17 protein-coding genes are annotated in these 24512 nt (G+C 71.4%); 8 read left to right on the top strand and 9 right to left on the bottom strand.

Going from position 1 to position 24512, the window contains the following annotated elements:
- Nucleotides 1-325: 325 nt before the first annotated feature.
- From CA12_RS12685 to CA12_RS12670, 4 genes are all read right to left on the bottom strand, one after another.
- Nucleotides 326-1021: a hypothetical protein gene (locus tag CA12_RS12685; RefSeq protein WP_145359283.1), complete on the bottom strand. Its 696-nt coding sequence runs from the start codon at nt 1019-1021 to the stop codon at nt 326-328.
- Nucleotides 1022-1553: 532 nt separating this feature from the next.
- Nucleotides 1554-2405: a hypothetical protein gene (locus tag CA12_RS12680; protein WP_145359282.1), complete on the bottom strand. Its 852-nt coding sequence runs from the start codon at nt 2403-2405 to the stop codon at nt 1554-1556.
- Nucleotides 2406-2489: 84 nt separating this feature from the next.
- Entirely contained in the window at nt 2490-2918 is a 429-nt protein-coding gene (locus CA12_RS12675) for a hypothetical protein (RefSeq protein WP_207621970.1), read from the bottom strand.
- Between the two features lie 432 nt (nt 2919-3350).
- The gene (locus CA12_RS12670) at nt 3351-4460 is read right to left on the bottom strand and encodes a DUF1559 family PulG-like putative transporter (protein ID WP_165700726.1); all 1110 of its coding nucleotides are present in this window, start codon (nt 4458-4460) and stop codon (nt 3351-3353) included.
- Nucleotides 4461-4739: 279 nt separating this feature from the next.
- Here CA12_RS12670 and CA12_RS12665 point away from each other — a divergent pair, with 279 nt between their 5' ends.
- Together CA12_RS12665 and CA12_RS12660 are read left to right on the top strand one after the other, a co-directional pair.
- Nucleotides 4740-4952, top strand: a complete 213-nt coding sequence (locus CA12_RS12665; RefSeq protein WP_145359280.1) for a hypothetical protein — start codon at nt 4740-4742, stop codon at nt 4950-4952.
- Nucleotides 4953-5131: 179 nt separating this feature from the next.
- Nucleotides 5132-5917 (top strand): class I SAM-dependent DNA methyltransferase, encoded by a 786-nt coding sequence (locus CA12_RS12660; protein WP_145359279.1) that lies wholly within the window; start codon nt 5132-5134, stop codon nt 5915-5917.
- Nucleotides 5918-5944: 27 nt separating this feature from the next.
- Here CA12_RS12660 and CA12_RS12655 read toward each other — a convergent pair whose 3' ends face one another.
- Nucleotides 5945-6850 carry an alpha/beta fold hydrolase gene (locus CA12_RS12655; protein WP_165700725.1) on the bottom strand — a complete coding sequence of 302 codons (906 nt, stop codon included), beginning with the start codon at nt 6848-6850 and terminating at the stop codon, nt 5945-5947.
- Between the two features lie 136 nt (nt 6851-6986).
- Between CA12_RS12655 and CA12_RS12650 the strand changes: the two genes are divergently transcribed.
- From CA12_RS12650 to CA12_RS12630, 5 genes are all read left to right on the top strand, one after another.
- Nucleotides 6987-7958: a prenyltransferase/squalene oxidase repeat-containing protein gene (locus CA12_RS12650; protein WP_145359277.1), complete on the top strand. Its 972-nt coding sequence runs from the start codon at nt 6987-6989 to the stop codon at nt 7956-7958.
- Between the two features lie 250 nt (nt 7959-8208).
- Entirely contained in the window at nt 8209-9408 is a 1200-nt protein-coding gene (locus CA12_RS12645; RefSeq protein WP_165700724.1) for an outer membrane protein assembly factor BamB family protein, read from the top strand.
- Nucleotides 9409-9497: 89 nt separating this feature from the next.
- Entirely contained in the window at nt 9498-10604 is a 1107-nt protein-coding gene (locus CA12_RS12640; RefSeq protein ID WP_145359275.1) for a class I SAM-dependent methyltransferase, read from the top strand.
- 99 nt (nt 10605-10703) lie between these two features.
- Entirely contained in the window at nt 10704-11597 is an 894-nt protein-coding gene (locus tag CA12_RS12635; RefSeq protein ID WP_145359274.1) for a hypothetical protein, read from the top strand.
- Nucleotides 11598-11680: 83 nt separating this feature from the next.
- Nucleotides 11681-13459, top strand: coding sequence for a GH39 family glycosyl hydrolase (locus CA12_RS12630; protein ID WP_145359273.1), 1779 nt, complete (start codon nt 11681-11683; stop codon nt 13457-13459).
- Nucleotides 13460-13600: 141 nt separating this feature from the next.
- Here CA12_RS12630 and CA12_RS12625 read toward each other — a convergent pair whose 3' ends face one another.
- Nucleotides 13601-16207, bottom strand: coding sequence for a protein-disulfide reductase DsbD family protein (locus CA12_RS12625; protein WP_145359272.1), 2607 nt, complete (start codon nt 16205-16207; stop codon nt 13601-13603).
- Between the two features lie 324 nt (nt 16208-16531).
- Between CA12_RS12625 and CA12_RS12620 the strand changes: the two genes are divergently transcribed.
- Entirely contained in the window at nt 16532-19669 is a 3138-nt protein-coding gene (locus CA12_RS12620) for a hypothetical protein (RefSeq protein WP_145359271.1), read from the top strand.
- 120 nt (nt 19670-19789) lie between these two features.
- Here the strand turns inward: CA12_RS12620 and CA12_RS12615 are convergent, their stop codons facing one another.
- The 3 genes from CA12_RS12615 to CA12_RS12605 all read right to left on the bottom strand — a co-directional run bounded on the left by CA12_RS12615 (nt 19790) and on the right by CA12_RS12605 (nt 24501).
- Nucleotides 19790-21616 carry a hypothetical protein gene (locus tag CA12_RS12615; RefSeq protein WP_145359270.1) on the bottom strand — a complete coding sequence of 609 codons (1827 nt, stop codon included), beginning with the start codon at nt 21614-21616 and terminating at the stop codon, nt 19790-19792.
- Nucleotides 21617-21663: 47 nt separating this feature from the next.
- Nucleotides 21664-22314: a (d)CMP kinase gene (gene cmk / locus CA12_RS12610; protein WP_145359269.1), complete on the bottom strand. Its 651-nt coding sequence runs from the start codon at nt 22312-22314 to the stop codon at nt 21664-21666.
- Between the two features lie 117 nt (nt 22315-22431).
- Nucleotides 22432-24501, bottom strand: coding sequence for a hypothetical protein (locus CA12_RS12605; RefSeq protein WP_145359268.1), 2070 nt, complete (start codon nt 24499-24501; stop codon nt 22432-22434).
- Nucleotides 24502-24512: the final 11 nt, after the last annotated feature.

Genomic DNA, 24512 nt, shown 5'->3' with positions numbered 1-24512 from the left:
CATTCGAAACCGTGGGTGGCCGGGGTCGGCCCGCGGGGGGCGTGCCTCCTTGCAGTGGCAGGGGCCGGGCCGCCCCCGGAACCCGTGACGCCCGATCGCTCCGCCGGCCGCGTCGGCGGGTGGCACTGGTGAGGGTCCGCCGGCGCCTTGCCCTTTCGGGTGCCACTGGCTCTGCCAGTGCGTTCGGCTGTCGATGGCTCGGGCCGGTCCGAAGTTCTCGCACGTCACTCCGGCACTGGCTGAGCCAGTAGCACACGACGGGCGCGCAAAACGCGGTCGTCGCCCTCCCGACGCGGAGGACCGGTGCGGGCCGGGCGCCCCGGCGTCAGCCGGCCCAGATCGACTGTTTCTTTGTCGCGTAGTCTTGTTCCACCTTCGCGATGACCTGGCGGGCGGCCTTCGCCTCGGTAGCCGTCACGGTTTGGGCGGTCGTCTTGACCCCCCGCAGGTTGCACGCCGCGTGACCGGGTTGCAGGTTGGTCGGCTCCCAGCAGACCGCCTTACGAAAATCGTCCCGCAGCCGTTTCTTGGCCTGGCTCTCCTTCTGAATCAGTTCCGTCTCCAGGGCCGCCCAGGGGACGATATGGCAGACCGGCGGCTTGAGCGGCTTCCTGGTGATCCCCGGAACTTCCTGCCCCTTGCCGTTGAGGACAATCAGGCGGTCGGGGCAGCCCGGCTCGTCGCACGGGACCGTGAACCCGACGGCCAACCCGTTCATCCTCCGCACCGCCCGGTGGCCGTAGACGAGGTTCCACGTATTCGCCGGCTTCCCGGGACGGCCGGGAATCTTCAGGATGAAGTCGCCGTCGCCGTCCGCGTCGAGGCTGGAGTCGGAGACCAGACAGTCGATTTCGGGATCGAGCTCCCGCAATTCCTCCTCCGCCGCCTCCTCAATCCTCCGCTTCTTTAACGCCGACTCGAGGTAGCGCGAATTGAATCGGGGCGACCTCCGCCGCTTCGTGATCCCGTCTCGGTCGATCCGCAGGGAGTTCAGAGACTTTTTCTTACTGCGATTGGGCATCGGCGGAACCGGGCGGGGGGTCGGCGGCAGACCGCCCGCCGGACCGGCGGGGCGACGCCGGCCCGCGCGGGGGCCGAATCCCGAGCGGCATAACATGTCGGCGCCGAAAACGCGACGCGGCCGGGCGCCCGGGGCGGCCTCTCACTTCGCATCCGCTTTCGCTCGGGCGCCCCGGCCACCCCGGCGTTGAGGAATTCGGGGGGCCGGAACCGAACCCGCGAAAATCCGTCGTCCCGCGTTCTCAAACATTCCGCCCGGCCGGGTTTAAAATACGTCAGTTCCTCTATCAGAGCCGGCCGGCGGGGTTCAGACTCGGGCCGTTTGAGGTTCGATCCGAGAAGGGCTGATGCACGACGGGGAACAGAGGACGCCGGAGGTCGGGGCGGCGTTGGCGGCGCTGGAGCCGTATCTGCGATCAGGCACGGAACAGATCAGGCACGAAACAACCCGCCCGCCCCCCTGCGGGGGGCGGGCGGGCACGGGCGTCGTCGGCGGCGGCCTCACTCGAGGGGCGGCCTCACGTCGGGCGCGATCAGGGCTGCCGTTCGAGACGGTTCCCGCCGCGGCGTGGGCGATCGGTCTCCTCGCCGGCCTCGCGATCTGCGCCGGCCTCGCGGTCTGCGCCGTCTTCATTCTTGCGGTTGGGGCGGCGGTACTCGATCTCGACCGTCTGGTCGCCGGAGGTCACCTTGCGGGCGGCGACGACCAGCATGCCGCGGGCGGCGATCGGATGGCCCGTCACCTGGACCTCGTCTCCTTCGGAGAGGTCCAGGTCGGCGGTGGCGTCCGTCGGCCCCAGGTCGGCGACGCGGCGGTCGCCGAACTCGGTTTCGATCCGCACGACCAGGTGTTCGACGTCGGTGCCGCGGATCGGGACCGTCTTCGTGCCGATCACTTTCCCCTCGACGGAGACGGTGCGAACGCCCTCGGCCTCAGACCGCATGCGGTCTCGCTGCTGCTCGCGGAGATTCCGGCGTCCCTCCTGCATCCGCTGCGAGTCGCGGCCGGCGGCCTTCCGCTGGTCGCGCTGCCGCCGCTGCCGCTCCGTGACGTACAGGACCCAGTCGTCGGAACCGTCGCCGTAGCCGTCGGAGTACCCGGCGTAGTAGCCGGCGAGGAAGTGCGTCATCGCCTCCTCCTGCTCCGCGGTCCGCTCGCCGTCGCGTCGCTCGCCGTCGCGTCGCTCGCCGTCGCGCGGGCGGGCGGGTTGGTCCGGTCGTTCCCCGTCGCGTTGGACGCGGGGCTGGTCGCGGTCGCGTTGGACGCGGGGCTGGTCGCGGTCGCGGGGCGGACGGTCGTCGTCCTGCGCGGCGAGCGGGGCGGCGGCGAGGGCGGCGGCGGTCAGGCCGAGGGTCCAGCGCGCGATTGGGTGTTGCAACATCATTTTGAACGCCTTGGTGTGGGAGCGCTTTGCGGGAAGTCGGAGTTCGGGGCGTGAGAGGGGGCGGGGTCGAGGCCGAAGTCCTTCTCAGAAGTCGAAGGATTCGCCGCTGTCGAAGTAGCCGCCGTAGACGTCGTCGTCGCGGAAGCCGCCGTAACCAAGGCCGCCGTAACCGCGTCCGCCGTAGCCGAGGCCGCCGTAACCGCGGGCGCCGTAGCCGCGTCCGCCGTAGCCGAGGCCGCCGTAAGAGTCGTAGTACCAGTCGTCGTCATAGAGGCCGCCGGCGTCGTAGGCGCCGAGACCGTAGGGGTTGTAGCCGTAGGACGAGTAGGGGTTGTAGCCGTACCCCCCGTAGCCCAGACCGCCGTAGTTATAGCCCAGACCGCCGTAGTTATAGCCGTAGTTTCCCAGTCCGTAGCCGTACTGGGCGCTCGCCGAGGTCGGCAGCAGGGCCATGCCGGTGAGGGCCGCGGCGGAGATCAACAGCGTTCGAATCCGCAGTCGTACGGAGTTCATCGGAGCCTCCTTCGTAAGAGAGAAAAAGTTGCGACGGGGCGAACCGCCGGGACGGAACCGCTCCGGGGCGAACCCCGGCGGCTCCTTACCCACAGGCTACGAGCCTGGTTTTCCGGGTAATCCGAAGAAATGCCCTGCGATTCTTGGGCTGGCTCCCCCATTGGCCCGCCGGGCGGCCCCCGCCGGGCGTTCCCAGAGGCCGAGATCGGGGAATTGTTGTGAGCCCTTTGAGGGGCAGCCTGCTTTCGGGCGGGTGGCACTGGCGAGGGACCGCGGGGCGTACTGGGTCTGGGCTCTGCCGGGGCAGGACTCGCAGGACGCGGGGTGCGCGGTCGGGGGCTCAACAAAAACACGGGGCGGCCGGGGGAAACCGGCCGCCCCGCGGGGGACGCGTTTTCGATGCGTCGGATTCGGGGGAATCCTTTGATGAACTCAGTACTCGTCGCTCACCTCGCCGCCGGCCCGGGTGCCGAGGCCGCCCCAGACGCCGTAGGGGCTCTTACCCCGCGTGACGTGGGCGCGGCCGAGGTCGCCGTTGTCGATGGTGTCGCTGATGAAGTTCACCGAGCCGTCCACCATCACGACCTGAATCCCGCCGGTGTGCCAGCTGCCGGCGGTCATCAGGCCGTTCTCGCTGTTGCCGGTCAGGGCGGAGCAGGACGGGCCGTTCGGCTGGATGACGGTGATGAACTGCGTGGCCGTCATGCAGGCGTCCATCCAGCGGTCGCCGCGGTATCGGCCGTTGCCGCCGCTTCCGCCCAAGGTGACGGACGTGTTGTAGTACCCCGGGTTTTGAGGGTCGGCGACCGCCTCGATGCACTCCTCAGGGATGGTGTCGTATCCGCGGGCGCCGTGATTCAGCCCGGAGAGGCCCAGGGCCCAGTTCGTCTGGTAGGCGTCCGAGCCGTCGTTGCGGCAGACTTCGCCGAACAGCAGCGTCGAGACCGTCCCGTCGCGGAAGTCGCGGAAGCCGAAGGAGTCCCCGTGGATCGCGGCGCCGCGGGCCTCGTCCGCATCGGGGTCGCCGGCGCCGCTGGCGTTGTCGCCCCAGTTGATCGCGTAGTTGGTGTCGGCTTCGTCGATCACGCGGGCGCCGTCGGAGGGGCAGAGGAAAGACGCCGGCTGGACGCGCCACGGGGGATAGTTCTGGTCCCACGGGGCGCTGCCGTAGGCGGGCCACTCGCGATTGACGGAGCCGTCGGCCTTGTAAGTCGTCAGCGGGTTGGTGATCTGGTTGTACAGGGAGGTCTGATCCAGGTACGGCAGCAGGCCGACGAACATGCTCAGTCGCTCGCTGGCGGCGGACGGCCCGCCGTAACTGAGCGGGAACACCTTGTAGGTACTGTGATAATTGTGGGCGGCCAGGCCGAGCTGTTTCAGATTGTTCTGGCACTGGCTGCGGCGGGCGGCCTCGCGCGCCTGCTGCACGGCCGGCAGCAACAGGGAAACTAGGATCGCAATGATCGCGATCACCACCAGGAGTTCGATCAGCGTGAAGCCGGCCCGGGTCGACTTCCGGAGCCTCGGTGTGGAGGACGTCATGACGTGCGGTCGGGTCTGAGAAGGAGAAGCGGGACAAAAACGTTCGCCAAAGCGAACGCCGGGGAGGATTGACCGAAAGGCCTTTGGAGAGTCCCCGGGAGGTCGCATCGGAAGCGACTGATCGCTAACCTAAAGTGGATGGTTTGGTTACTCAAGGCTTTTTCCGTGCCAGCGCCGCCGGAGAAATCCCTAGGGACCCGGCCGCTCCCGCACGGACCGCGCGTTCGCGCCGACTTCACGCCGCCGTCCGTACCATTTTCCCCAGAAAAGACCCGACCGATGCCCGTCGTCTCCTCCGCCCCGTTCCGAGCCGTTCACCGGGCCGTGTTCACCGGGGTCTTTGTCCTCGCCGCCTGCTGCGCGGCGCCGCTGATCGGCTGTTCTGAGCAGACGGAAACATTCCAATCCACCCTTTCGGACATCTCGGAGGAAGAAGAAGCCGCGATGAACGCTGAGGAGGAAAGGTACAACAACTCCCCGGAGGGGGACTGACGCGGCGACGCGGCCCCGCGGGGCGGATTGGGTCCTGGCCATGCCGGGCCAGGCCCCGCGGGAGGCCGGGTGAGGCGTCGGGTTGGGGAGGCGGGCCGGGGTCGTTACGGTCGGGGTCCGCCCTGTTTCCAACTTCATTTTTATTCGGCGACCGCGGGTCCCCGGCGCCGACCGACGTTATGCCCCAACGCCATCACGTTCGTTTTCCTTCCGCCAGCGCCGACGATCTCGCCCAGGACGAGGTCCGCTTCGAAGTCGTCGAGGGCGATCGGCCGGTGCGGCTCCGCTTTCACGACTACGACGAGATTTATCGCCGGCCGGGCCTGTACGAGCAGGTCTTCTACGACCGGCTGCGGTGCTGCTCCCCCGAAAAAGTGGGCGACCTGCTCCGGCAAACGCTCACGGCCGTGGGGCGGAACGTGACCGAACTGCGGGTGCTGGACCTCGGCGCCGGCAACGGCATGATGGGCGACGTGCTCAAAACTTCCGGCGTGGCCCGGCTCATCGGGGCGGATATTATCCCCGAGGCCCGGGAGGCCTGCTACCGCGACCGGCCGGGGCTGTACGACGATTATTTCGTCGCCGACTTCACGGACCTGCCGCAGGAGGAGGCCGACCGGATCGACGCTTGGTCGATCGACTGCCTGACGACCGTGGCGGCGCTGGGCTTCGGGGACATCCCGCCGGAGGCCTTCCTGCGGGCGCTGGACTTCGTCAAGCCGGACGGCTGGGCGGCGTTTAACATCAAGGAGACGTTCCTGGACAATTCGGACCGCTCCGGGTTTTCGCGGTGCGTCCGCCGGCTGATCGCCTCCGGGCGGCTCGACGTGCATCACCTCGAACGCTACCAGCACCGGCTGTCGATGGAGGGCACGCCGCTGCATTATTACGCGATCGTCGCCCGCAAACGCGGCAGCGGCCCGCTGAGCGGCCTCGCGACCAACGGCGACGCCGACGACGCCTGAGCGCCGCCGGCGGGGCCGCCTCGGCCGCTATTCCAGCCCGTCGAGGAACCCGTCGAGTTCCTGCAGGAACCGCCCCAGTTCGTCCCGGTGCACGCTGTGGCCGGCGTCGGGGACATGAACCAGTTTGCCGTTCTTTAATCCGTCGGCGATCTGTTGATTCTCCGTCTGTTCCTCGGCGGAGGCGTCGGCTTTGAGGATCAGCGTGGGGGCGGTGATCTTCGAAAACAATTCGCCCATCGACTGCCGCTCGCCCTTGCTGCGTCGGGCCAGGTGCGGGTGATAGAGCTGCTTGGAGCGGGCCCAGTATTCGCTCTCCGTCCGCGACCAGCCCGGGTCCTGACGCTGACACGTCGCGAGCAGGTCCTCGTAGGAGGTATTATTGCGGTCGAGGATCTGCCGCATCGCCCGGCGTTCGCGGTCGGGGTCGTCGTTCCCCTCGCCGTCGCGCTGCGGCCAGGGGGTCAGGCGGGGATCGACCAGCACGACGGCCCGCGGCGCCTCCGGCGAGGCGGCCGCGAACGTCGCCGCGGAGGCGCTGCCCATGGAGTGCCCCATCACGATCGGGTTCTTTAATTCCAGCGCCGCGATCACCGTCCCGATATCCCGCACCTGGGCGGCCATTTGATCGCCCGCCGCCGGCGGGTCGGAGAGGCCGTGGCCGCGGGCGTCGGTCATGATGACGTCGTAGTCGGCTTCCAACTTGGCGGCGACCTCCGTCCAGCACAGGCCGTCGTCGGAAAAGCCGTGCAGCAGGAGCAGCGGCGGCTTGTCGCCGCCGGTTCGCCAGTAGTTCAGCCGGGCGCCGTCCTCCGTCAGCACGCGGCCCTGCGTCCAGCCGGCGGGGGGAACGACCGGGCCGTCGGCCGCGGCGGGGGTCGCCCCCGCCAGCAGGGCCGAGAGCAATACGAGCGTCGGGAGAGGCGAACGAAGCATGGGAGAACCGTAGTGGGACGGGCGAGCGGCTCCCATCGTTCCCACCGAGGCCGAGCCGTACCAGCGGGGCCGGCGCCGGACGGGCGCGGGGTCGGCTATACTGCGGCGTCGCTCCCCCTTCGCCGCGAGGCTCCCCGTGTTCGCCGCCCTGCTGGCTCTGTCCGCCGCTCTCCCGAACGACGACGCCGCGACCCGGGCGGCCGTCGAGCGGGCGACGCCGTACTTGCAAACGGCGGGGGACCGCTGGGTCGAGGAGAAGAACTGCGTCTCATGCCACCGCGTGGGCAATCAACTGTGGGCGCTGGGCGCCGCGGCCGGGATCGGGGCGGCGGGGGACGGACGGTTCGAGGAGCGAGCCGCCTGGGCCGTGGCGTCGACGCTCGCCAAAACTGACGACGACGCGCCCGCCGAGACCGACGACGGTGCGCCCGCCGGGGACGACGACGCGCCCGCCGGGGCCGCGAACCGGGAGGGCGTCGCCCAACTGTTGCTGGCCCCCGGCGCCGTGCCGGACCCCGCCGAGCGGGCGGCGCTGGTCGCCCTGCTGCGGGACGGGCAACGGGAGGACGGCGGCTGGGACGCGGGCGGGCAACTCCCGATGCAGAAGCGGCCGAAGGCGGAAACGGACGTCGCCTCCGCCCTCTGGATGGCCCTCGCCCTGCACGGCGAGGACGCCGCCGACCCCGCCGTCGGGCGGGCCGCCGCCTTCGTCGACGCCGCGGGGGCGGCCGACAGCGTGGAGGTTCCCGCCGCCCGCCTGCTGCTCGCCGCGGAGCGGAACGAACCGACCGTGCAGGACCGTCTGATCGCCGACCTGCGCGCCCGCCAGCGTCCCGACGGCGGCTGGGGCTGGTTGCAGTCGGAGGAGAGCGACGCCCTCGGCACCGGCCTCGCCCTGTACGCCCTGCTGGAAAGCGGCGTGGCCCCGGACGACCCCGCGGCGCTCGCCGCCCGGCGGTTCCTCGTCGACGCCCAACGCCCCGACGGCGCCTGGCCGGTCCGCGGCACGAAGGAGAAGAGCCGGGGTCGCGTCACTGAAACCGCCTCCTACTGGGGCGCCGCCTGGGCGACGGCCGCCCTCGCCCGCAGCCTCGCGGACGACCGCTGACCCCCCGGTCCGCCCCTACGCATTCGGGGGGAGGGCGATACGCTCCCCCGCCCCTCGCCCCGCCCGCCGCCGATGATTCGCTCCCCGCTGTGGCTTTCCGCGCTCCTGCTCGCCGCGTGGGCGGGGAGCGGCGATCGACCGGCGACCGCGGCGGACTGGCCGCAGTTCCGCGGGCCGCTCGCCAACGGCGTCGTGCCCGGCCCTGCCGACGACCTGGAACGGCGAAACCGGCGAGAACGTCCGTCGGCGGGTGGACGTGCCCGGCGAGGGCTGGAGCCAGCCGGCGATCGTCGGCGACCGCCTGTTCCTCACCGCCGCCGTGCCCGTCGGGGCGGACGACGTCCCGCCGCCGGGCCAGGAACGCGGGGACGACTCCTACAACGGCCCGACCGACGGCGCCTATCGCTACGAGGTCCGCTGCCTCGACGCCCGCACCGGCGAGACGCTCTGGACCCGCGTCGCCCGCACCGGCCCGCCGCCGCTGCCCCGGCACCGCACGAACACCTACGCCACCGAAACGCCCGTCGCCGACGGCGACCGCGTCTCCGCCCTGTTCGGCCTCACCGGGCTCTACGCCTTCACCCTCGACGGCGAACCGGTCTGGGCGAAGGAACTGGAGCCCCGGGAAATGCGGGCCGGCTGGGGCAGCGCCTCCTCCCCGGCGCTGCACGACGGTCGGCTGTTCCTGCAAACCGACACCGAGGACGCCTCCGATCTGCGGGCCCTCGACGCCGCCACCGGCGAGGAACTGTGGCGGATCCCGCGGGACGAACCCTCCTCCTACGGCTCGCCGGTCGTGTGGGAACACGAGGGTCAGGCTCAGCTCGTCGCCGGGGGGCAGGTCGCCCGCGGCTACGACCCGGCGAACGGCGAGGAACTGTGGAGCCTGGACATGGCGAAGGGCCGCAGCTCCGCGACTCCGGCCCCCTACGGCGACGTGCTGCTGATCGGCACGGAGTTCCGCGACCGCGGCGGCTCCGACGACGGCGGCGGCTACCTCGCCGCGATTCAGGCCGACGCCCGCGGCGACCTCGGCTCCGTCGAATCCCCCGCGGACGGCGTGAAATGGGCGGAGGAGCGCGCCGGCCTGCAGATGGCCTCCCCGGCGGTCGCCGACGGCACAATCTTCCTGTTCGAACGCCGCGGCGGGATCGTCCACTTGCTCGACTTCGCCACCGGCGAACAGCGGACCCGGGTGCGGATGGCGGCCTCCGCCCCCTTCTGGGCCTCGCCGCTGGTCTCCGGCGGGCGGGTGTACGCATTGGATGAAACCGGCACGATGCACGTCGTCGACTCGGCGGCCTCCGCGGACGACGTGACAGTGCTCGTCCGCAACGAGACTCCCGGCCTGTTCTGGGCCAGCCCCGCCGCCGTCGACGGCCGACTGTACCTCCGCTCCGCGGACGCTCTGTATTGCATCGCGGAACCGGAGAAGGACGCGGCTCGTTAAGACTCTGCCGCTGAGGCCGCCGTTCGTATTCAAGAACGCGGCGGACGGATAGCCTTTCTCGGCGCCCGCTCCCGCCCCCGGTCCGGCCGATGCCCTCTCCCGACGCCGCCGCGGCCGATCCCGGGACGGCGGAGCGCATTCAGCGGCGTTTTGAGGAGCTCACGCGACAGCGGGAACTGCTCAATGCGGAACTCGAGCGGCCGCGGAGCGCGACGAACCCCCGCATCGACGCGGCCTGCCACGCCGTCCTCGGTTTGGTGAACCGGTTTCGCGGTGAGTTACCCGTCTTCGCCGCCGATCCGACGCTCTCCCGGGAGGCACGCGGCCGCTTTGAAGAACTTCGGAGGGCGGGAATTGAGTGGCCGGCGGTGCAAGGTCTCGTGAAGGCTCAAGCCGCCGGCCGACGACGGCGACTCCTGCCCCGCCCGCCGGCGTCGGACAGCCTGCGGGCCCGTCAGACCTGGTCGACCGACGACCTGATCGCCGCCCTGCAGGACCGCCTCACCGCGGAGCAGGACCCCGCCGGCGCCGAGCACGGCTGCTTCGCCGACATCCCGCTCCCGCACAGCGAATTCGTCGCCCTCGTCCAGGCCGCCCGCCGGGCGGCGCTGGTCCGAACCGGCGGCGGACCGATCGCGTTTCTGGACGTCGGCTGCGGGTGCGGACTCAAGCTGCTCGCGGCCGTCCCGTTCTTCGACCGGGTGACGGGGATTGAAATCGACCCCCGCTACGCCGCCGCCGGCCGCCGCCTGCTCGACGGCGGCGTGCGCCGCACCCGGCCGAACGTCTGCGCCGTGGAGAACGCCGACGTTCAATTGATCCACGGCGACGCCCTCGAGTTTCCGGACTATCGCCGGTTCGACGCGGTCTATTTCTACCGCCCGATGCGCGACGACGAGAAGCTCTATGTTTTAGAACGTCGGATCGTCGAGCAGGTGCGGCCCGGCACGCTCCTGATCGCGCCGTACCGGGGCTTTGAGGCGCGGTTCGAACAGTTGGGCTGCGCCCGCGTCGAGGGCTGGCTGTATCTCGCCGGCGCGGACGAGAGGGCCGCCCGCCGCCTCCGTCGTCAGGCCGAAAGCCTCGGCGCCGGGCTGCGTCGCGACCAGCCGCCCTGCCCGGGGTTTTGGGAGCCGATCCTCGCCGCGCTCGCCCGCCGCGGTTTCGTCCTGCCGAACTGTCGCTTCGGCGCCTGAACCGCCCCCCGCATTCTGGTATCGTCGGGATCGACCGTGCGCCGTACCAGCGGACGGCGTCGCCCGCCGTTCTCCCTCTGATGAAGACTTGAATCCTTGATGGAACCGTCGCCGATGATGAACCGCCGGAATTTGCTGGGCCTCTCCGCCGGCGCCCTGGCGTTCGCCGGCGCGGGCACGGCCCGGGCCGCGGCGGCGCCGACCGCCAAACGGCCGCAGCCGCCGTATCGGGTTTGGTTTCAGCCCCGTCAATTTCATCGCGACATGAGCCTGTATCGGCACATGACGATCGACGCCAGCGGCTGGATCGACCCGGCGCTGTGCGAATTGACCGGCCGCTCCGGCCTGCGTTGGGTGTACGGCACGCAGAACCCATATGCGGAAAGTCCCGAGTATTGGACGACGGAACTCGCCCCGCCCGCCCGCACCTCCTCGCACCTCGGCGAACAATTCGTCGGTCCCGGCGTGGCGATCGACGAATGGGTTCCGCCCCAGCGGCCCGGGGTGGAACAATATCTGACCGACGGTCTCCGGGCCGCCAAAGAGGCCGACCCGAACCTGTTCCTCTGCGTGTGGTATACCGACCTCCGCCCGCCGCTGATTGAATTGATTAAAGACGGCACCGTCGATCTGGCGATCGTGGAAGGCTACACCCACACGCCGGAGCGGTTCGGGCCGGGGGCCTATCTCGCCTGGACGACCTGCCTGCGGCGCTGCGACGCCGCCGCGGAGGCGAACACGCTGGACAAGACGATTTTCAGTTTCGGCCACATCACCGACGAGCCGCACATCCACGGCCAGCGGCTCTCCCCGGAGCAGCTCACGGAGCGGGCCGAAGAGATCAAAGACCGCTATCCCGCGATGCCCGGCGTCGCCTTCTACCAAAGCGACTCCCCCGACACGCCGGAATTGCGGGCCCTCGTGCAGCACTGCGATCGCCTCAGCGGCCGCCTGTGGCCCGACGCCCCGGCGGAGAAGGCTCCGGCCGAATAACGCGGGCCGGGCAACACGGCGGGCGGGCGGATAGGGTGACGGGTCCTGATTCGTCCCCGCCCCGCCCAGCTTCGGAGATCCCCATGCCCCGCCGCCGTCCCGCGGGTTTCGTTGCGGCGTTGCTCCTCGCCGCCGTCGGCCTAATCGACGGCCCGTCCGCCGCCGCGGCCCCGCCCGCGAACGGTGCCGGGGGCGCCGCCGGGGCAGAATGGAGCCCGTTCGGCATCGGGGCCTGTCATATCAACGGCCGGTCGGCGAACGACCTTGCCCGCTGGATGCCGCAGATGGCGGCGATCGACCTCGCTGTCTATCGCACGCCCAATACGAACTGGGGGTCCGTGGAGCCGGAGCCGGGCGTCTGGCATTGGGAGACGCTGGACGCCCAGATCGACTATCTGGAGCGGCGCGGCTTTCAATACGGCGCCCTGCTGATCGGCAATCCCCGCTGGAACGAAGCCGACCTGCCGGGACACCTGCCGTCCAACAACGTCGAGGGCTGGTCGAACTACGTCACGCGATTAGCGACCCATCTGAAAGGCCACGTGCGGCGGTACGAGGTCTGGAACGAACCGCCCAACTTCACGGGGAAGGATCAGACGCCCGCGGACTACGCGAAACTGGTCGTCGCCGCCTACGACGCCGTGAAAGCCGTCGACCCGGACGCCCAGATCGGCCTGGCGGCGAAGTCCGCCCACGTCAATTATCTGGAGCAGACGATCCTCGCGGGAGCGAAGGATCATTTCGACTTTATCGTGCTGCACCCCTACGAGGCGTTGGACGGCGTCGCCGAGAACGCCGGCACGGAGGCGGTCTTCATGAACGTCGTCCCCGTCGTGCGGAGGATGCTCGCCGCCCGCAATCCGGCGAAGGTCGACGTGCCGATCATTTATACGGAGCTTGGCGTCAACGCGGAGAACAAGGGGGCGGACGTGCAGGCCCACGCGTTGGTCAAGGCGTACGTGATGGGGATCGCCTCCGGCGTGGAGTGCGTCCAGTGGTTCGAGGGCCGCGACGGCGACAGCGGGCCAATGGGTCTGCTGGACCGCAACGGCATCGCCCGCCCGGCCTATACGGCCCTCGCCACGCTGATTGAGCATCTGGGCCAGCTCCCCCGACCGCTCGGCTGGGTGTTATTGAACGACCGGCACCACGCCTTCCTGTTCAAGGGCGCCGACGGCCCAGTCCTCGCCGCGTGGGGCGACGCCGGCGTGCAGGACGAATACGACTTCGGCCGGGAGGCGCCGGTCGTCGATCCGCTGACCGGCCACGTCACGCCACAGCGCTCGCTGGCGCTCACCACGGCCCCTGTCCTCGTGCTGGACGTGCCGGAAGCCCTGATCGAACAGGCGAAATTAAACCGCGACGAGGCGTTCCCCTGGGGCGGGAACGACGCCGGATCGCCGGCGGAGTACGCCGCCGCGAACGAAGTGTTCCTCGAGTTTGGCGAGGAGGCGGTCGAACGCGGCCTGCACACCCGCTCCGCCGCCGGGCTGGCCGAGGCGGTCGTGACCTACGGCGGCTCCGCCCGCGCCGGCAACGTGCCGGGCGGGAACGTCTTCATCGTCGACCCGCACTTTCTCTCCTACGACCCGACGCCGATCGAAATTACCGTCGAGGTGCGGCGCAACCCGGAGAACGTCAATTCCGGCTTCAAACTCGTCTACGAGTCCCCCGAGGGTTTTAAAACCGCCGGCGGCTGGTACACGGTGCCGGACAATCAGCAGTGGCACACGAAAACCTGGCGGATCGACGACCCGCAGTTCGTGAATTACTGGGGCTTCAACTTCATCCTGGAGTCCGACGGCGACGTCTACAACAAGTACCTGATCCGGCGTGTGTCGGTGCGAAAACTGGACCGCTAGCGGATTCTTCCACGGTGCGAATACTTAAGTGAGCCCGAAGCGCAAGCGAGGGGAGACGTCGCCCTACCTCGCTTGCGCTTCGGGCTCACAAGGAACGGCACGTTCCCTTACCGTCCAAGCAAAAGCACGGCGGGGCGGCGCTTACCGCGTCCCCGCGGCGGCGGTGCGGACCGTTTCGGTCGGCAATTCCTTGCCGGCCGCTTCCTCCAGCATCCTCAAGAACGCCCCCTGCGTGATGACGCCGTTATAGACCGCCGGGTCGTTCGGCCGGTCGCCGGGGAAGACGGCCAGGTGCGGCACGCCGATGCCGCCGAGGCGGTTCATCCACTCGTAAGCCTCGTCCGAGAGGTCGATCCAGCCCTTCATCGGGACGATGTCCAGTTCCCGGTAGGCCTCGTGGGCGGCGACGGTGTCGATCGCGGTCGCCTCGTTAATGTCGCAGTTCGGGCAGATCGTGCTACGGAAGTCGACCAGCACGGTCCGGCCGGAGGCCCGCAGTTCGTTCAGGCGCTCCACGTCGAACTCTTCCCACCCTTCCTCCTGCTCCGCCACGACGGTCGCGTTCAAACCGCCTTCCGGGGCGATCCAGACGGCCAGCGCAACGACCGCCGCCGTCACCCCCGCGGCGACAATCCGCATGCCGTATTTGCGATTAAAGGAGTCGTTGTGCCGGATCATCCGGCCGACGATCCACAGGCCCATCGTCAGGCCCAGCAGGCCGACGAGGATCGGCATCCACAGCTCCAACGGCCGCACGCCCCGCAACAGATACAGCGCCGTGCCGAGCAGCAGCAGGCCGCCGAATTCCTTAAACCGCACCATCCAGTCGCCCGGCCGGGGCAGGAGCCGGGTCGCGCTGGGAATCGCGGCGATCAGCAGGTAGGGGCTGGCGAAGCCGAGGCCCATCGCCAGCCACATCGCCACGCTGCCGAGGGGGTTGGACTCCGCCAACGCCACCGCGAAACCGCCCGCCGCGCCGATGAACGGCCCGGTGCAGGGCGTCGCCAGCAGGGTGGTGAACATCCCGCCCAGGACGGCCCCGAGGGCGCCTTCCTGATGTCCGGTCGCCCCGGCGGCGCTACCCACCAGGCCGGGCACCGGAATCTCGTAAAGGCCCAACATCGACAGCCCCAGAGCGAACACCAGCGTCAGCGCGATGACCTTGCCGGGGTTGGAGTTCACCTGATCGCCCCAGCCGAACGATTCGATGTTCATAAAGGCGCCCAGCCCCAGCGTCAGCGCGGCGAACACCAGAAACACGCTCAGCACGCCCGCGGAATACCAGAGGTTCAGCGCCAATACCCGCGACCGGCTCTGGCCCGCCTGTTTGGCAAAGCTCATGGCCTTCAGCGCGATCACCGGCAGCACGCAGGGCATGAAATTCAGAATCAGGCCGCCCAAAAACGCGATCGGCAGCGCCGCCCACAGGCCGGTCTCCTCGATCCAGCTCTTTTCCAGGACGAACGAATCCGCCAACGGCTCGGCGGCCGCATCGCCCGTCGCCGGGCCGCCCGCGACCGCGTCGCCGGTCGCCGGCTCGCCAGTCAACGCGGCGAGCGCCGCACGGTCGGCCGGGGTGAGCGGCGGGGGGGTGAGCGTCACGGCCTCCGCGTCGTCGCCGGGGGCGGCGCCGAGGGGCAGCGTGGCCGTCGCCGGCTGCAGGCAGGTTTGATCCGTGCAGGCCTGATAGCGGACGGAGGCGAGCAGGCCGTAGTTCTCGGCCGTCACTCCGAACGGCTGGGTGAAGGTCACCGTGCCGTGGTGCTCCCGCAGGACGACGCCGGAGTGCGACACGGCCTCCGCCGGCTGTGACGCCGTCACGTTCCCCCGCGGTTCCAGCCCGACGGCGGCGACTTCCAGGGTCGTCGGCAACGCGGCGGTGCCCGGCTCCCGCAGGGCGTAGACGTGGTACTCCTCGTCGATCGTGAGAATGACGGTCAGTTCGACCGTCTCTCCGACCTCGGCTCCGGCCGGCAGGAAGGCGTTCAGCGAGACCGGCCCGTCCTTACCGCGGACCTGCGGGTTGACGGCGAACGCGAACGTCTCCTCGGGCACCCGCGTGTCGTTGGCGGTGACGTCCGCGGCGTCGGTTTTCTCGCCGGCGAGTTCGGCTGCAGGCTCGGCCGGTTGGTCTTCGCCGGTCGCCATCTGCCCGTCGCCCGTCTCAGCGGCGGCCAACTCGGCGCTGAACGCCGCGTCCCCCTTGCCCAGCAGGATGCAGGCGCCGCCCACGCCGGCGCTGCAATAGGAGCCCCGCAGTTCGCCCGCGACACGGAGCGTGCCGCCCTCGGCGTCGCCGGTGATTTTGAACGGCCGGGTCCAGGTGACTTCCGCCGTGAACTTTTCGACCAGCCCGCCGTAGGCCGGGTCCAAGGCGCTTTTCGGTTCGTGATCCGGCGTGAAGCCGTCGCCCGCCGGTTCGAGGCCGACCGTCTCCGAGAGCCGGAACTTGGCCGGCATGCCGGCCGGGCTGGTCTGGCTGAGCAGATAGAAGCCCTCCGGGATGCGGGCGGTGACCGCCAGCGTGACGGTCTCGCCGGCGGCGGGGGCCTCGGCGAGGGGGGCGCCGTCGGCGTCGACGAACCCGGCCGAGATCGCCAGGCGTTCCTGCTTGGCGGTCGGCAGGTCGAACACCTCGCTGAGGCTCTGCCCGAGCGCCGGCGGGGCGCTCAGGGCGAGGCCGCCCAGCACGAGGGCGAGGGCGGACAGCAACCGGGGGGCGACCGCGACGGGCGAGCGGGCGGGCATGGGAGTTCGTCCGGGGAACCGGGGCGAGGAGGGCGAGTCGCAGTGTAGATCGCCGGCCGCGGAGGGTCACGACCGATCGTCCCCCGCCCGGCGACGTGCGGCCCGCGGGGCGGCCGCCCTGCACAACGGCGTTCCCCCCTCCTACGTCGTTCACGGCCCCGGCGTGGGGCGTCGGGGCGGATTGCGGCGCTGGGGGGCTGCCCCTTCCGCGGGTCGGGGGGATATGGTAAGCAGACGGTTCGTGAGCGAAGGAGTTGCCCGCGTTCCGCCCCCGCCGCGTCGTCTCGACGACGCGATTTTTCCCTCGGTCAAGGACGACCGCCCGTGTCCGACCGCCGCCGCCGTCGCCGCCACTCCGGCGGGTCCGACCGCCCGCAGGACGTTTTTCGGAACGCATCGGACCCCTCCCGCGACGATCGGGAGCCCGCCCCCGCCCCCGCCCCGTCGCACGGCGAGCGGGACCCGTGGGCGGAGTACGAAGCCCGCGCCCCCCGCTCCCAAACCGATCGCGACGCCCGCTCCGCTTCGCCGGCCGAACCGGCCGACGACGGGACGCTCGCGGACGCCCTCGCCGAGTACGAACGCCGCCGCGACGCCCTGATTCAGGCCCGCCGTGAGGAGACCGGGGACGACCGCCCCCGCCGGGACCGTGATCGTCGGACCGACGACGCGGCCGCCGAGCAGGACGACGAACAGGATTGGTCCGACCGCGATTGGGCCGCGGAGGCCGAGGCCGAGGGCGACGGGGACGACGAGGAGCCGGCGGACGCCGGGCGCGGACTGAATCCGGCCCGCCGGGGGCTGGGCGCCTCCCGACCGAACCCGGCGCTCTCCGCAGCGGTGTTCGAGCAGGACGCGGACGACGACGACGGTCCCGCCCCGAGCCGGGTTCGGCCGGTCGCGGCCCCGCCGACGCCGCGGCAACGCAACACCGTCGCGGTCGCTGCGGAAACGGCCGACGCCCGCCGGGGGTATTCGCTCCGCACGCCGCGGGAAGTGCGGCGGGACGGGCCGGTCGCCTGGACGCTGCGGGGCTACCGCCGGTTCCGTCGCCAACTGCGGCAGAACCTCACGGCGTACGGCCATCGGTACCACACCGTGGGACCGAACGCGGCGACGGACTCCAAGCCGGCGCTGCTCTGGCTGGTGGACTTTCCCCGGCTGGTGGGGATGTGGGCCAGCCACGTCGACTACCGCACGACCCGGGCCGTCACGCTGACGTTCCGCGACCTGCGCAGCCGGCCGACGCGGATTCCGTTCAGCGCCGCGGAGGTCCTCAGTCCGCACGTCGCCTTCACGGTGCCCACCTGCGCGGACCTCAACCCAATCTGGCGCTGGCCGGCGGTGCGGACGTGGACGCGGGAGTTCCGCAACGACTGGCGGAACGCCCTAGCCCTTGCCGCCGCCGGCGCCGGGGCGGCGGTCGCCGGGGCGAAGGAGGAGTTCTCCGCGGAACTGGCCGCCGTGGGCGATCGCACCGGCCGCGGACTGGCCTGGACGCAGGCCCAGGCGACGCGGTTCGACCGCCTGTTCCACCCGACCGGCCGCCATGACGACCGCGGCTGGTGGTTCGCCTGCGGCACCGGGATGTGCGGTCTGGCACTGACCAGCCTGCTGTTTTTGCAGGGCGCACCGGCCAACGCGGAGGTGAACGCGGTCGCGGCCCTTGCCCCGAAATCCACCAAAGCGGGCGCCCCCGCCGTGCCGGACGCGGCCCTCGAACCGGACCGGGCGGACTTCAACGCCCCCGCCGACGAACTGTTTGAAGATGACCTGTGGGGCTCGGAGCCCGGCGACCCGCCGGCGACCGACGATCCCACGCTGATCGCCCGCGGCAACTCCGACCCGACGTTGGAGAGCGACGCCGATATGTTCGGCGATCTGCCCAATCCGTTCGCGGAAGAAGGCGGGATGGACGCCCTGGAACCGGCCCCGGAGTCGTACGTCCGCCCGCTGCCGGCGCTGACGATCGACCTGCGGCGGGCCGAGCCGGACTTCGGCGACGATCTGCCCGGTTACGAACCGCCCGACGACGACGCCCCCGCCGAGGCCGTCGCCGCCCCGGTGCGCACCCCGCTGCCGGCCGATCCCGGCGGATGGGACGAGGAACGCCGCCGCAGCGAACCGGCCGCCCCCGCCCTGCCGCCGGAGTACGTCGGCGTGCCCCCCGACTCGCCTGTCGACTCGTGGGAAGAGGCCGCCCCGTCCGTCGAAAACAGGCTGAACGACCCCTCCTTCGATCCGGACTTCCCGGACGATTTTGGCCTGGCTCCCGACGACGACGCCCCCGCGGGGGGCGCCTCGTTCGACGATAACGGCGGCGCCGCGGCCTTTCCGGACGAGGAAGCGCAGACCGACCTCGACCTGCCGGCCGACGGCGTGCCCGCCGCGGCGGGCGCCGGGCTGACGGTGACCCGGACGGCGTACGGGGCGGCGACGCTCGGCGCCCCCTACACCTACGATTTATGGGTGAAGAACGAGGGCGACGCCCCCGCGACCGCCGTGCTGGAAGAAGCCGTCGGCCCTGGCGTGCGGGTCACGAACGCCGTGCCCCCCGCCTCCTTCCTCCCCGGCGACGGCGCTGCACAGGCGCTGGCGGCCGGGGCGGGCGCCGGCGGCGGGATTCTGACCTGGGACCTCGCCTCGCTGCCGCCGGGAGCGGTGCGGCAACTGTCGGTCACCGTGCACCCGCTGCCCGGAGCGAACGCCGAGGGGAACGGCGAGGAGATCGCCTTCACCACCGACGCCCGCGTGACCGGCCGCTGGGCCGTCGCCGGGACGACCGTGGTCATGGCGACGCCGGAGCCGCCGCCGCCCGCGGAGCCCGTCAACCGCTGGCAGACCGATTGGCCCTCGGACCCGCCGATCGTGAACGACTTCGACGATTTCCCCGACGAACCGACCGACCTCCCGCTGGAGGAACCGTTCGAGGAGGAACCGCTCGACGAACCCCTCGCCGCGGAGCCGGAGCCCTTCGAGGAACCGGCCTGGGAACCGCAGCCGCTGCCGGACCCGGCGGTTCGGCCCGCCCAGATCCTCCGCCCCGAATTGGATGAGGAAGACGAGGCCCCGGCGCTCGAGACCGAACCGCCGCCGGAACCCACCCCGACCGAGGAGCCCGCTGCGGCGCCGCGGTTGCGGGTCGTGCTGGCCGGTCCCCGCGGCGTGCGGGCCGGGGAAGACGTCCGGCTGACCGTCACGGTGACGAACGAGGGCTCCGGCCCGGCGGAGGCGGTGACCATCGCCTGCCCGGTGCCCGAACGCCTGCGGCACCCCCGCGGCAAGGTCGTGCAATGCCTGCTGGGCGAGATGGAACCGGGCGAGGTCCGCACGGCCTCCTTCATCGCCCGGGCCGTCGATCCCGGTTCCGCCCGGCCGGAACTGACCGTCACCGCCGACGGCGGCCTCCGCGCCGCCGTGACCTCCCCGCTGACCGTCCGCCCGGCCGTCGTCTGCCGATAGGGCGTTCGGCGGTGATGTGTTGCGGCGCCTGTGAGCCCGAAGCGCAAGCGAGGCTCGGAGCCGTCCAGCCTCACTTGCGCTTCGGGCTCACAGGCGGGCGGGTCGAGGGGCGAACGCCCGTCACCGCAGCGGCAGCGGCGCCGGGGCGGTGGCCGGGATCGGCGCCGGGGCGGCGATCGGCTGCCGGGCGGCGATGAGTTGGGCGGCGAAGCCCATTGCGGTCGGATCGAGCGCCACGCCGGCCGGGCCGCCGGGCGGCGGGGGTTCGAACAGGAAGCCGTCCGGGGTGAGGCGGGCCGTCAACGCCTCCCGCACGGCGTCCGCCGCGGCGGCGTGCTCGCGGTCCAGCCACCCCTGCCGCACGCCGATCGCCCACGCGGCCGCCACGCCGACGGCGTTCGTCAGGTTCGGCGCGAGCAGGCCGTCGGCGGGCCGTTCGGCGGAGTCTCCGGCGGGCGGTTCAGTCTGGGGCAGCGCCGCGTCGGCCAGGCGGCGGAACTCCGCGAGCAGGTCGCCCGTATCCTCCCGCTTGCCCGCCACGGCTAGCGTGCGGGCCGTGCCCAGCAGGCGGAGCATCGCCAGCCGTTCCCGCCGGGCCGCGGGGGCGCCCGGCGGCAGCGGCGGCCCCTCGACGCCCGGCTCTGCGTCCTCCCGGTTCGGTTCTGTGTCGGCTGGTTCCTCGCCGGTCTCCTCCTCGTCGATGGAGGCGGTGAGGCGGAGGCGGAGTTGCAGCAGGGCGGCCTCCAACATCGCCTCGTCCCCGCGCGCCCGGGCCAGCGTCGCCATGGGGAGGGCGACGCTGAGGGCGCCCGCGGCGGTGACTTCGTCGCCCTCGTCGGGGACGGTGCCGTCGGGCGATCGGCGGGCGATCCAGCGGTCGCGGAGGGCGTCCAGCAGCGGGTGATCGGGGTCGAGTCGGGTCAGCGAGGCGAAGGGGGCGGCGTCGCGGCCCTCGGCGAGGGAGACCGAACGCAGCGTCGGGGGGCCGGCCGTCGGCACGGCGGCGGTGCCCGGGCCGGCGTTCGTGAACAGCGCCCAGTGCCGGCGGGCCGCGTCCCGCAGCGCCGCCCGCTCCGGGAGCTCGGCAAGGTCCAGTAGCCCGTCCATCACGGCGGCCTCCCGCCACCCGAACGGCTGCACGGTGGCCGCGGAATCGAGCCGGCGGAAGAACTCCGTCCACTCATCGTCCGCCCCAAGGATGAGCAGATGCGGGCGCAACTCCAGCGGCAGGCCGGAGGCCCCGACGGCGGCCGCGTCGCCCTCGCCCGCGCCGGGTTCGCTGTTCTCGTCCTCGGCCCCCAGCACCCACACCGTCGCCGGGGGGCCGACGACCCGCAGGGCCAGGCCCTCGCGGAGGGCGGCCTCCCCGCCGACCGAGGAGAGCGGTACGGAGAACAACCCCAGCGGCGGGGCGAAGCTGACGTCGACGGAGCCCCGCAGCGTCCCCGTCACCGGCGAATGCACGCCGACGGCGCCGGCGGCCGGGGGGGCGAAGGCGACGGCGAACCGGACCGCGACGACGTCGACGGTCCGGCGGCCCTCCGGCAGCGGGGGGAACCGCAGCGTCGTCGTGCCCCACCCGGGGACCCGCGGCCCGGCGGGGAACGCGGCGAACGCCGGCCAGTCGAACGGCGGCCGAGCCCCCGGCGGGAGTTCGTCGGGAGGCGGAAGTGCGGGACGTTCGGCGTCCGCGGCGGACGCGTCCGCCGCCGCTTCGTCCGGGTCGACCGCTTCCTCCCAGCCATCTGCGGGGCGACGGAAGGCGGCGGCGGGGCTGGCCGGCAGGAGGATCGCGCCGGTCACGGGCTCCGGGGCGAAGGGGTCGCGGACCTCCGAACCCCGGGCGAGCGGGTCCTGGGCGGCGCCGCGGCCCGTCGCGGCGAAACCGGGCGCGGCGAGCAACGCGGCGATCCCGGCCGAGCGGCGGGCGAACTGGCGGCGATTCATGGCGACCTTCGGACCGTCTTCACGGGCAGTGCGGGAGCACGGGGGGATCAGGCACCGCGCTCGCGGGCCAGGGCGACCAGATCCGCCACGACCGCCTCCAGCGGTTTGCCGGTCGTGTCGTAGCGGACGGCGTCCGCGGCCGGCTTCAGCGGGGCGGCGGCCCGGCGTTCGTCCTTATCGTCCCGGCCGGTCACCTCCGCCAGCACCTCGGCGAGGGGCACGTCCCGGCCGGCGGCAAGCAGTTCCAACCGACGCCGCTCCGCCCGGGCCTCGGCGTCCGCGGTGAGGAAGACCTTGAGGGCCGCATCCGGGAACACGACGGTGCCCTGATCGCGGCCCTCGGTAACGGTGTCGCCCGCCTCGCCGACCGCCCGCTGCAGGGCGACCAGCGCCGCCCGCACGGGGGGATGCACCGCCACGGCGCTGGCGGCGGCGCCGGCGGCGGGGGTGCGGACCAGTTCGGTCCAGTCCTCGCCGTCGACGGACAGCCGGTCCCCGTCCTGCGCCAGCCGGGCCGCCGCCGCCGTGCGGCCGCAGGCGTCCGCGTCGCCGAGGTCCGTGCCGGCCCGCTCGCACAGCAGTCCGACCGCCCGGTACATCGCCCCGGTGTTGAGGAACCGGAACCCCAATTCGTCGGCCAACCGGCGGGCGACGCTGCTTTTGCCGGACCCGGCCGGGCCGTCGAGGGTGATGATCATGGGGCGACGCGCGGGAACGAGATTCGGGGCGGGAGCTTACCCGAATCCGCCCGAAACCCGACCCGGCGAACGGCCGTGCGGCCGATCGGCCGGAGGCCGCTCCCCGGCGGGTCGGGTTTAGGGACCGCTGCTGCCGCCGCGGCCGCCCCGCCCAAAGAATTCTTCGCTGAAGCCTTCGCCGAACTCGCCGCTCGGGTCCGGTTTGGGGGCGTTCACGTCGGTCATCTGCGGGCCGAGGCCGTCGCGTTCCGCCTTCACGCTCTTCGCCACGGCCTGCCGCTGAAGTTCCAGACCGGCGTCGATCTCGCGGACGGAACCGGTGTCCAACATCAACAGCACGCGACCCGGCGGCAGGCTGCGGTTGCCGAGGTTCAGGTCCGGGTGGAACGCGGCGGCCCCCTCCGGCAGGGCGTCCACGCCGATGACGACGTGTTCGGTGACGAACGGGTAGGTCGCCCGTTCGTTCTTTTCCTGCTTGAAGGGGTCCAGCGTGTAGGTGTTGCGTTCCTCAAACACCAGCAGGTCGCCGGCGTCCACGCGGGTGTCCTTGGAGACCAGCGTGCCGTACTCGCGGGAATACTCCGTCACTTCGAGGCGGGCCTCCGGCAGACTGTCGTTCGGCTTGGGGTAAATCGCGGTGAGGTAGGACAGTTCGTCCGGCGGGATCGACACGACGCCGCTGGGCTCGCTCCAGGGGGTCCAGCGGGTTTCGCCTTCCAGGGCGGAGGGGTCGGAGACGTCCGCGGCGCCGAGGCCGAAGTTCGGATTCGCGAGCTGCACCCGCATCCGGTAGCGGTAGGCCTGCCCCGGCTCGACGGCGATGTCGAAGAACCGGGTGAGGAGCAGGACGTCGGCGGCGCTCATCTTCTCCAATGCCGCCCGCACCGGGTCCTTGGCCTCGCCCTCGGCCGGGCCGCGATCGACGATCGCCCGCATGGCGGCGCCACGGTCGAAGCCGCGGTTCTGCTCCGGCAGGAACCGGTTCTTCTGCGGGCCGACCGCGGCCTGCACCTCTTGCTGCACGACGGCCTCCTCGCGGAGCCGTTCCTCAATCTTCTGCCGCAGCGCCGGGTCCTCTTTGATGAGGTCGAACTCCTTCAGCCGCGGGTGGGACGCCGGCCGGTTGTCCCACGTGCCGTAGGCCGGGGTGAACAGCGGCATCGTCAGCGAGGGGTCGGTCAGCGCCGGGGAGACCACTTCGATCGGCCGCCCGGAGGAGGCGTAGAGGTCTTCGCCCAGCAGTTCGAGGGCGGCGTCGCGGTCGACGGGATGCCAGTCCTCGCTGTAGGGGTTGGCGCCGGAGGAGATCCGCTGGCGTTCGACCTGCAGATCGAGGAACTCCAGCCGGGCCTTGGCGTCGGCGATGGGCACGTTCATGGAGCGGGCCATCTCCTGGACCTGACGGCGAAAGGGGAAGACGCCGCGGATCGCCGCCATCTTCACGCCTTTACCGCGGGCGTTGATCGTCGCGGGGTTGCCGTACTCGCCCTCTTCGCCGAACGGCATGCCGCCCTCTTCGCTGCCGAAGACCCCTCTCCCGCGATCGAAGTCTCCTTCGCTGGAATCCGGCGACGATTCGTCGCTGCCGAACATCCCTCTCCCACGGCCCATTTCTCCTCCGCTGAATTCCGACGATCCCCCGAAATCGAACCCGCCGAAGCCGGCGGGGGCGCCGCCGGCGCCCAGATTGAGATCAAACTCGTTCGACTCCTCGTCCTCGTCCGCCCCGGGCTCGCCGGACGCCGCATCGAGGAGCGCGTCCTCCGGCGCCAGGCGGACCGGCAGGGCGAGGTACTCGGCGAGGACGGACTCCACAGGCAGCCAGGTCGGTTCGCTTCCCTTCTCCTGGAGTCGGTGCATCGGGCCGAGGAGGGAGGCCGGCCACGCCGTTTCGCCGGGGTTCATCGTCTCCTTAACGCGTTCGACCTCGGCCCGCACGTCAAACTCGGGCAGGTCGGCCTGGCGCTGCTCCGGCGTCCAGGAGCTGACCCGCAGGGCCCGCTGCTGTTCGTCAAGTTTCTGCATCACCTCGTTGGGAGATTTCTCCGTGTACCGCCCCTTCGAGACGCCGGAGTACAGCAGGACGGCCGCGAGCAACGCCGCGACGACCAGCCCGGCCTTCTCCGCGTGATCCGCCGCGAGCTGTTTCCAGTTCGCGTTCTTCAGTCCATCGAGTGAGAACTTCATGGGACTCTGCG

It is taken from the genome of Alienimonas californiensis (assembly GCF_007743815.1).
In the GTDB taxonomy this organism is placed as follows: domain Bacteria; phylum Planctomycetota; class Planctomycetia; order Planctomycetales; family Planctomycetaceae; genus Alienimonas; species Alienimonas californiensis.
This window is presented reverse-complemented; position numbering and strand designations above follow the sequence as displayed.

Excerpts from the sequence above, each read along its gene's own strand:
- CA12_RS12685 (WP_145359283.1), bottom strand. The coding sequence starts at position 1,021 with ATGCCCAATCGCAGTAAGAAAAAGTCTCTGAACTCCCTGCGGATCGAC.
- CA12_RS12680 (WP_145359282.1), bottom strand. The coding sequence starts at position 2,405 with ATGATGTTGCAACACCCAATCGCGCGCTGGACCCTCGGCCTGACCGCC.
- CA12_RS12675 (WP_207621970.1), bottom strand. The coding sequence starts at position 2,918 with ATGAACTCCGTACGACTGCGGATTCGAACGCTGTTGATCTCCGCCGCG.
- CA12_RS12670 (WP_165700726.1), bottom strand. The coding sequence starts at position 4,460 with ATGACGTCCTCCACACCGAGGCTCCGGAAGTCGACCCGGGCCGGCTTC.
- CA12_RS12665 (WP_145359280.1), top strand. The coding sequence starts at position 4,740 with ATGCCCGTCGTCTCCTCCGCCCCGTTCCGAGCCGTTCACCGGGCCGTG.
- CA12_RS12660 (WP_145359279.1), top strand. The coding sequence starts at position 5,132 with ATGCCCCAACGCCATCACGTTCGTTTTCCTTCCGCCAGCGCCGACGAT.
- CA12_RS12655 (WP_165700725.1), bottom strand. The coding sequence starts at position 6,850 with ATGCTTCGTTCGCCTCTCCCGACGCTCGTATTGCTCTCGGCCCTGCTG.
- CA12_RS12640 (WP_145359275.1), top strand. The coding sequence starts at position 9,498 with ATGCCCTCTCCCGACGCCGCCGCGGCCGATCCCGGGACGGCGGAGCGC.
- CA12_RS12635 (WP_145359274.1), top strand. The coding sequence starts at position 10,704 with ATGGAACCGTCGCCGATGATGAACCGCCGGAATTTGCTGGGCCTCTCC.
- CA12_RS12630 (WP_145359273.1), top strand. The coding sequence starts at position 11,681 with ATGCCCCGCCGCCGTCCCGCGGGTTTCGTTGCGGCGTTGCTCCTCGCC.
- CA12_RS12625 (WP_145359272.1), bottom strand. The coding sequence starts at position 16,207 with ATGCCCGCCCGCTCGCCCGTCGCGGTCGCCCCCCGGTTGCTGTCCGCC.
- CA12_RS12615 (WP_145359270.1), bottom strand. The coding sequence starts at position 21,616 with ATGAATCGCCGCCAGTTCGCCCGCCGCTCGGCCGGGATCGCCGCGTTG.
- cmk (WP_145359269.1), bottom strand. The coding sequence starts at position 22,314 with ATGATCATCACCCTCGACGGCCCGGCCGGGTCCGGCAAAAGCAGCGTC.
- CA12_RS12605 (WP_145359268.1), bottom strand. The coding sequence starts at position 24,501 with ATGAAGTTCTCACTCGATGGACTGAAGAACGCGAACTGGAAACAGCTC.